Source organism: Streptomyces sp. TRM64462 (genome assembly GCF_013362995.1).
Classification (GTDB): domain Bacteria; phylum Actinomycetota; class Actinomycetes; order Streptomycetales; family Streptomycetaceae; genus Streptomyces.
Window position 1 is genome coordinate 1 of record NZ_JABWDV010000165.1, and the last position, 5,717, is coordinate 5,717.

6 protein-coding genes are annotated in these 5,717 nt (G+C 72.5%); 5 read left to right on the forward strand and 1 reads right to left on the reverse strand.

Annotation, left to right across the window (positions count from 1 at the left end; all coding sequences use genetic code 11):
- The 3 genes from HTZ82_RS07410 to HTZ82_RS32710 form a co-directional block, all read left to right on the forward strand.
- Positions 1-1,952 (forward strand): ALF repeat-containing protein (locus HTZ82_RS07410; protein ID WP_175408492.1); only part of this gene is annotated, 1,952 nt, incomplete at its 5' end.
- Positions 1,953-2,088: 136 nt separating this feature from the next.
- Positions 2,089-2,466 (forward strand): hypothetical protein, encoded by a 378-nt coding sequence (locus HTZ82_RS07415; protein WP_175408493.1) that lies wholly within the window; start codon positions 2,089-2,091, stop codon positions 2,464-2,466.
- A 13-nt stretch (positions 2,467-2,479) separates the two neighbouring features.
- The gene (locus tag HTZ82_RS32710; protein ID WP_175408494.1) at positions 2,480-2,974 is read left to right on the forward strand and encodes a hypothetical protein; all 495 of its coding nucleotides are present in this window, start codon (positions 2,480-2,482) and stop codon (positions 2,972-2,974) included.
- Positions 2,975-3,091: 117 nt separating this feature from the next.
- On the opposite strand, the gene HTZ82_RS07425 is transcribed toward HTZ82_RS32710, so the two are convergent.
- Entirely contained in the window at positions 3,092-3,895 is an 804-nt protein-coding gene (locus tag HTZ82_RS07425) for an exodeoxyribonuclease III (RefSeq protein WP_175408495.1), read from the reverse strand.
- Between the two features lie 64 nt (positions 3,896-3,959).
- On the opposite strand from HTZ82_RS07425, the gene HTZ82_RS07430 reads away from it, so the two are divergent.
- Positions 3,960-4,448 carry a GNAT family N-acetyltransferase gene (locus HTZ82_RS07430; RefSeq protein ID WP_175408496.1) on the forward strand — a complete coding sequence of 163 codons (489 nt, stop codon included), beginning with the start codon at positions 3,960-3,962 and terminating at the stop codon, positions 4,446-4,448.
- Between the two features lie 155 nt (positions 4,449-4,603).
- Positions 4,604-5,653 (forward strand): serine protease, encoded by a 1,050-nt coding sequence (locus tag HTZ82_RS07435; RefSeq protein WP_175408497.1) that lies wholly within the window; start codon positions 4,604-4,606, stop codon positions 5,651-5,653.
- The last annotated feature ends 64 nt before the right edge of the window (positions 5,654-5,717 follow it).

Consider the following 5,717-nt stretch of genomic DNA (forward strand, 5'->3'; position numbering starts at 1 on the left):
ACCGTGCGGCGGCCGCCGCACGCGTGGCACGCGACGCCGCGAACAGCGCCGCCGCCCACGCGCTGAAGGCCGCCGACGCCGCCGACGAAGCCGCGGCGAACGCGGGCAAGGCGATCGAGTACGCCAAGCGGTCCACCGCCTACGCCGAGGCCGCCGTGCAGGCCGCCACCACGGCCGCCAACGCGGTCAAGGAGGCCCAGGCCGTGGAGCAGGCGGCCCGTGAGGCCGAGGCCGCCCGCATCGCCGAGGACACGGAGCTCGGCATCCTGGAGGCGCGCCTCAGGGCGCAGGCCGAGATCGACGACAACACCCGCGTCGAGCGGGAGCGCACGGAGGCCGACAAGACGGCCACCGAGATCAAGGACCTGCTCGCCGCCGCACAGACGGCGCTGCAGGGCGGGGACACCGCGACGGCCGTCACGACCGGCCGCAAGGCCGCCGTCAAGCTCCTCGACTCGACCGGTACGTGGACCCGCGAGGCCGCCGAGTTCGCGCTCTCCGGCACCGACCACGACATGGTCAACTGGCTCGACACGGACCGCCTCATCGCGCAGCGGCAGGACGACCGCGAGACGGTCCTGGCCATCGCCCAGGCGGCCAAGTCGTCCGTCGCCACGGCCGCCGCCGCGGCCCTGGCCAGCACCGACCCGGACGCCCCGCGCGCCTTCCTCGACCACGGGGTCATCGAGGCGGCGGCCATGGAAAACCGGGTCCTCGTGTTCAGGATCCTCGGCGAGAACCCGGGGAAGGCCGTGAAGGCGAAGGCCGAGGCGGCGCTGAACGCCGGAACCGCCCTCGCCCTGCACCGCTTCCTCACCGCCGAACTGCCGGCGGCGATCAAGGAGGACGACTCGGTCGAGGTGTTCCGCCTCCTCGGCGTGGGCGGCCCCTACATGCAGTCGGCGGCGAAGATCGTGCTGGAGGGCTCCGCCCGTATGCGGCGCAACTTCATCGCGCACGACCAGCACAACATCGCCCGCCTCGACCACGACCACGCCACCCATGTCGCCGCCATCCGCGCCGCCATCGCCCACGCCGCGAAGGTCGCAGCGAAGGCGCTGGAAGACGCCGCGCTGGCGTCCCAGGCGGCGGCCGAGGCCCGCAAGGCGGCCTCCGAGGCGGCCGACTGGGCTGCGAAGGCGCAGGGTTACGCCGCGGACGCCAAGAGCTCGGCGGCGGAGGCCAAGGCGAACGCGGACGCCGCCGACAAGTCGGCAGCCGCGGCCGCCCAGTCCGCGGAGACCGCCAAGCAGGCGGCGTCCGTGGCGCGCAGCGCCGCCCGTACGGCGAACTACTCGATGCGCAAGGCGCTCGCCTCCGCGAAGCAGGCCGTGACGTACGCGTCGAACGCGCAGGCGTCCGCCACCAGCGCGCAGGCCTCCGCGACGCAGGCCGGCAAGGACGCGAAGGCGGCGGCCGACGCCGCCAGCGCCGCCCACAAGATCGTGGCCGACAAGCGCAAGGCCGAGGCCGAGGCGGCCGCGAGGGCGGCGGCCGAGGCGGCGAAGCAGCACGAGCAGAACGGCACCAACCCGTCCGACGGCGAGGTCGACGACGACGGCGACACCAAGTACTGGGGCCTGTGGCCCGAGGACATGTCGGACCCGAAGGACTGGGCGGACGCCACCGGCCACTGGAGCACGATCGCCGGTACCGCCGGCCTCGTGCTGGGCATCGGCGCCCTGTTCTTCCCTCCGCTCGGCGTGGCCGCGGCCGTGGCCGGCCTGGTGTCGTGGGGCCTCCAGGGCGTCAGCACCATCCTGAAGGGCGTCGGATACGGCTGGGACAGCAGCCAGTTCAAGGAGTCGCTCGGCATCTTCGTGGTGGGCGGCCTCTTCCTGGGCAAGGGCCAGCTGTTCAAGAAGTTCGGCGTGGCCGAGGAGATCGGCGCCAAGGTGTCGGGCGTCGTGAGCGACGCGGCGACCACGGTGGTCGGCTGGCTCACCTGGTAGGCGGGCAGCGCCGCTGGTAGGCGGGCAGCGCGCTGGTAGGCGGGCAGCTCCGCGCACGCTGACGGGGTGGGACGGGCCGCGTCCCCGTCCCACCCCGTCTGGCATGCTCATCTCCGGTGTGCAAGGGAGGAAGCTCATGCTGACATCGACGCTGTCCGCCGACCAGTGGTGGATCGCCGCCCTCGTGTCCGGCATCGCCCTCGCGGTGGCGGCGCAGTCCATGGCCACCACGAGACGCGACAAGGCGATCGCGATGTCGCTCCCCCTCGTCGGCGCGGTCGGCATCGTCATCCACTCGGCGGCCCGCGGCTACGAGGACCGGACACCGCTGGTGCTGTACACGGCGACCATGCTCGTCCTCGTGATCCTCCGGATCGTCTTCGCCCGGTACATCACGCGTCAGCTCGAACTGAAGCGCTCGGGCAGGCCCATGGAGGACATGACGGGCAAGCAGACCGCGATCTTCTTCTTCGCCTTCGTCGCCGCCCTGGTCGGCGTGGCCTTCGTTCTCTGAGCCGGGAGTCCCCGTGTCCGTTCCCCTGTGGATCCTCCTCGTCGTGATCCCCGAGGCCGTGCTGACCTGCGTGCTGCTGCGGTGGCTTCCCGTGAGGTCGGAGCGGTGGATACCGGCGCTGCCGCTCCCGGTCATCGCCGTCGTGGCGCTGGCCCTGCGGTTCGTCGCGCACGTGCCGTGGCCGGCCGCGTTCGCCGCCTGCGCCGGGTTCCTGTGGGGTGTCGTCCTGGCGCTGGTGCCGTTCCGCGGGTGGGTGTCGTCGTGGACGATGCCCGTGCGCGGGGACGCGCGGCTGCGGTGGCGCGAGGTGGCCCTGGCGACGGTGGGCGCGGTGACGCCGGTGTCGACCAAGGGCACGTCGGCGGCGCTGGAGAAGGCGTTCACGGTACGTCAGGTGGTGCGGGCGCGCGGCCCGTTCCCGCTGCCGCTGGGCGTGGCGCTGCTGGTGGTCCCGGTGGCGTGCGCGCTGGGGGCGGTGTGGGCCGCGGGGGCACTGGGCTGGACGTGAGCGCCGGCGCACGTGGGCCCCGGCGCATGTGGGCCCCGCAGAGGTGACCCCCGCGCACGCGGGCCCCGCGCACGTGACCCCCGCGCACGTGACCCCCGCGCACGTGCCCCCGGCGCCCTACAGGTCGAAGACCGCCGTCACCGGCGCGTGGTCGCTCCACCGCTCGGCGTGGCTCGCGGCCCGCTCCACGTACGCCTTCACGCACCGCCCGGCCAGCCGCGGCGTACCGGCGATGAGGTCGATCCGCCAGCCCGCGTCGTTGTCGAAGGCGCGGCCCCGGTAGGACCACCACGAGTACGGGCCCTCCTGGTCCGGGTGCTGGGCCCGCACCACGTCCACGTACCCGCCGTCCGCCTCGTCGAAGACGCGGCCGAGCCAGGCGCGCTCCTCGGGGAGGAACCCGGAGTTCTTGCGGTTGGCCTTCCAGTTCTTCAGGTCGGCCTCCTGGTGGGCGATGTTCCAGTCGCCGCAGACCAGCACGTCGCGGCCGTCGGCCGCCGCCCGCTCCCTCAGCTCCTTCAGGTACGGCAGGAACGCGTCCATGAACCGGACCTTCTCGTCCTGCCGCTCGGTGCAGACCTCACCGGACGGCAGATAGAGGCTGGCGACGGTCACGCCCGGAAGATCGGCCTCCAGGTAGCGCCCGGACGTGTCGAACTCGCTCACGCCGAACCCGACCCGTACCGCGTCCGGCTCGCGCCGTGTGAGGAGCGACACACCCGCGCGCCCTTTGGCGGCGGCCGGCGCGTGCACGGCGTACCAGCCCTCGGGGGCCCGGACGGCGTCCGGGAGCTGGGACTCCTCGGCCCGTACCTCCTGCAGGCACAGGACGTCGGCGGCCGTTCCCGCCAGCCACTCCACGAATCCCTTCTTGGCGGCGGCGCGCAGGCCATTCACATTGGCGGTCGTCACGGTGAGCATCCCGGCACAATACGACAGAGGTTCCCCGCCACCACATCCGCCGCATAGAAGTACGATACTCCGCATGAATATTCGCACCGTGCCGTTCGACCACCCCGACGCCGTCAAGCTCAGCGACCAGGTACAGCTCGAATACGTCGAGCGGTACGGCGACGGCGTCGGCGACGCGACCTACCTCGAACCGGCCATGTTCCAGCCGCCGCGCGGCCTCTACCTCATCGCGTACGACGAGCGGGACCGCCCGGTCGCCACCGGCGGCTGGCGCTCCCAGGAGGAGAACGACGAGGGGTACGCGGACGGCGACGCCGAGCTCAAGCGGATGTACGTGATACCCGAGGCGCGCGGCCGCGGCATAGCCCGGCGCGTGCTCGCCCTCCTGGAGGAGGACGCCCGGGCGGCGGGCCGGGTCCGCATGGTGCTGGAGACCGGCGACATGCAGCCCGAGGCGATCGCCCTCTACACCTCCAGCGGGTACGAGCCGTGCGCCAAGTTCGGCTACTACCGCGACTACGACTCCAGCCGCTGTTTCGCGAAACCGCTGTCGGACCGGTGAAGAATTGATGACGCAGCCCTGACAATTCACGGGCCGCGTGGCACTCTGCCTCACGCACCTCGTTCCCGATCCGGTACCGGGATCAGCACACCTTCGCTTCCCCCCACCACCCTGCCCCGGCCACCGCTGCCCGGGCACGGCAGAAGGAGACACGCGTGAGACGCCACCGCACGTCCGCGGGCACCCTGCTGACCGCCGGAGCCCTGCTCACCGGCGCCCTGACCGCCGCCACCCCGGCGAGCGCCGCCCCCGCCCCCGACTCCCCCGCCCCCGGAACCGGCGCAGCGGCCGCCGCCACCCACGCCGTACCCGCCGCCGAGCAGCGGAGCGCCGCCGCGTTCTGGACCGCCGACCGCATGCGCGGCGCGACCCCGCTCCACCTGCTGCTGACGCCGGCTCAGCTCAAGCAGCTCAAGGCCCCGAAGCCGGGCGGCAGGACGACGACCATCGCCCCGACGGCCCCCGCCAAGGCCGACCCGGGCACGGCCACGGGCACGGCCACCTCCGCCGTGGGCCCCCTGGCCTTCCCGCAGTCCGGCGGCCCCTGGAGCGGCGGCGGCGCCGTCGTGAAGACGTCGGGCCGCGTCTTCTTCACCTTCCAGGGCCGTACGGCTTCGTGCTCGGGCAACGCCGTGACCAGCCAGAACCAGTCGACCGTCATCACGGCCGGGCACTGCGTGAAGTACCAGGGGAGCTGGCACACCGACTGGGTCTTCGTCCCCGCCTACGACAACGGGCAGGCCCCGTACGGCCGGTGGACCGCGACCAAGACCCTCGCCACGCCCCGATGGGAGGCCAGTGAGGACATCAACCACGACGTCGGCGCCGCCGTCGTCGCCCCCCTGAACGGCCAGAAGCTCACCGCCGTCACCGGCGCGCAGGGCCTCCAGTTCAACGGCGGCTACAACAAGCAGATGTACGCCTTCGGCTTCCCGGCCGCGTCCCCGTACGACGGCTCGAAGCTGATCTACTGCAGCGGGAACTCGTCCAAGGACTTCCTGTTCAGCCAGGACCACAGCCTCGGCTGCAACATGACGGGCGGGTCCAGCGGCGGACCCTGGTTCACCGGCTTCAGCGAGTCCGCCGGCACGGGGCTCCAGGTGTCCGTGAACAGCTTCGGCTACACGTTCCTGCCGAACCGCATGTTCGGCCCGTACTTCGGCAACGAGGCCCAGGCCCTGTACAACGAGGCCCAGACCTCCTGAGCGAAAATCGCCGGATGGGCTGATTTTCAGCCCATCCGGCGTTTGAGGACGCGCTCCCCCCTGC

Bases quoted from the DNA above. Each gene is read 5' to 3' on its own strand.
- HTZ82_RS07415 (WP_175408493.1), top strand. From the start codon at position 2,089: ATGCTGACATCGACGCTGTCCGCCGACCAGTGGTGGATCGCCGCCCTC.
- HTZ82_RS07425 (WP_175408495.1), bottom strand. From the start codon at position 3,895: ATGCTCACCGTGACGACCGCCAATGTGAATGGCCTGCGCGCCGCCGCC.
- HTZ82_RS07430 (WP_175408496.1), top strand. From the start codon at position 3,960: ATGAATATTCGCACCGTGCCGTTCGACCACCCCGACGCCGTCAAGCTC.